This is a genomic window from Catenulispora pinistramenti (genome assembly GCF_018274385.1).
In the GTDB taxonomy this organism is placed as follows: Bacteria; Actinomycetota; Actinomycetes; order Streptomycetales; family Catenulisporaceae; genus Catenulispora; species Catenulispora pinistramenti.
Window position 1 is genome coordinate 1 of record NZ_JAAFYZ010000461.1, and the last position, 1770, is coordinate 1770.

At 68.5% G+C, this 1770-nt stretch carries 3 protein-coding genes; 2 read left to right on the plus strand and 1 reads right to left on the minus strand.

Annotated features, from left to right (window positions below):
* Positions 1–64 precede the first annotated feature (64 nt).
* Positions 65–508 (plus strand): VOC family protein, encoded by a 444-nt coding sequence (locus KGQ19_RS48470; protein WP_368862275.1) that lies wholly within the window; start codon positions 65–67, stop codon positions 506–508.
* Between the two features lie 65 nt (positions 509–573).
* Here KGQ19_RS48470 and KGQ19_RS48475 read toward each other — a convergent pair whose 3' ends face one another.
* Positions 574–1191 (minus strand): TetR/AcrR family transcriptional regulator, encoded by a 618-nt coding sequence (locus KGQ19_RS48475; RefSeq protein WP_212022390.1) that lies wholly within the window; start codon positions 1189–1191, stop codon positions 574–576.
* Positions 1192–1280: 89 nt separating this feature from the next.
* On the opposite strand from KGQ19_RS48475, the gene KGQ19_RS48480 reads away from it, so the two are divergent.
* Positions 1281–1727 (plus strand): VOC family protein, encoded by a 447-nt coding sequence (locus KGQ19_RS48480; protein WP_212022392.1) that lies wholly within the window; start codon positions 1281–1283, stop codon positions 1725–1727.
* The last annotated feature ends 43 nt before the right edge of the window (positions 1728–1770 follow it).

The following is a 1770-nucleotide window of genomic DNA, read 5'->3' on the forward strand; positions in this document are numbered from 1 at the left end:
GGTAGGCGCGGCGGGGGCGGGTCCGGTGCTGGTCGGCGGGTCCATCGGCCCCTATCCTCGGGGCATGACGATTCAGCGCATGGACAACGTCGGCATCGTCGTGGAGGACCTGGATGCCGCTGTCGCCTTCTTCATCGAACTCGGCATGGAGTTGCAAGGCAGCCGGATGCAGATCGAGGAGGACTGGGCCGCGAAGGTCGTCGGGCTCGAAGGGATGCACAGCGAGATCGCGATGATGGCGATCCCCGGCGCGCCGGGCCGGCTGGAGCTCACGAAGTATCACACCCCTGAGCCGGTCACCCCGACACCGGCCGTGCCTCCGGCGAACACGATGGGCGTGCACCGCGTCATGTTCGCGGTCGACGACATCGAGGACACGCTCGCGCGGTTGCGGCCGCACGGCGGCGAGCTGATCGGCGAGGTGTCACGGTTCGAAGACAGCTTTCTGCTGTGCTACCTGCGCGGGCCGAGCGGGATCATCATCGGGCTGGCTGAGCAGTTGGGTTGAGGGCTCGGCCGGTTTCGCGGAGGCGACGGGGCCACGTCGGCGGTGGGTCCATGCCGCCGACGGGTTCATGCCGCTGACGATTTCGCGTCGGCGATGAGCGCGCGTGCGGTATGCGCCGCTCGGTGCGCTGTCTCCTCCAGGGCGTCCGCCGCGACGCCGAACAGGCCTTGGCGCAGGAACACGGCCAGGCCGTGAGCCGCGGACGAGATCCGGAGCAGCAGGTCGAAGGCTGCTGATTCGCCCGAGGTGATGCGGGCCGCCACCGGCAGCAACGTCGCCAACAGGGCGTCACCGGCTTCGGCGAGTTCGGGATGCCGGGCCTTGTCCAGACCGGCGTAGAAGGTGACGTCGAAGAGTGCCGGCCTCTCCGCGGCGAAGCGCACGTAGGCAGCCGCGAAAGCAGCAAGCTGATCAGCCGGGTCATCGAGGGCTGATACGGCCCCCGCGAACCGTTCACGCTGCTCGCGATATCCGGTGACGGCCAGCGCGGCGAGCAGCGCTTCGCGATCGGCGAAGTGCTTGTAGGGCGCCGCGACGCTCACCCCGGCCCGACGGCTCGCCTCGTTCAGGCTGAAGCCGTGCGGCCCCTTCTCCGCGACGAGTTCCAGCGCCGCCCGCTCCAGCGCGTTGCGCAGGTCGCCGTGGTGGTGGCCGCTCGGTCGGCGTTTGACAGGTGGCGTCATGCCGGTAAGGTTAACATCATTCACTAGGTGAACGCCATTAACCTCAAGTGGTCAACCTCAAGGTCACCGACCTCAAGAAGGAGCACGGCATGCCCACCGCACCCGCCTTCCGCGTCCATCACGTCAGCCTCTCGGTCGCCGACCTCGACGCCCAGGAGAACTGGTACCGCAAGGCCCTCGGCCTCACCCGCGTCGAGGAGCGCCTGAACCTCCCCGACGCGGGCGTCCGCACCGCGATCCTGAGCGACGGCGCCGGGCTGCGCGTCGAGTTCACTGAGCGGGCCGGCTCCACGCCGGTCGAGACACCGGATCCGTTCGCGGCCACGACTCGTCAGACGTACACGCATCTGGCACTTCAGGTGGCTGATCTAGAGGGCGCCTTCCGTTGGCTGACCACCGAATGCACGGCGCCGGTGGTGGTCGAGCCGGGGCCCGGGGTCAGTGAAGGCGTGCGCTATGCCTACGTCCACGATCCGGAGGGCAATCTCATCGAGCTGGTTGAGAATCAACCACCTCACAGGGCGACAGCCCCTTGATCTCCCGCCGCGTCATCAGCACCCGGACCCCGCCCTCCCCCAC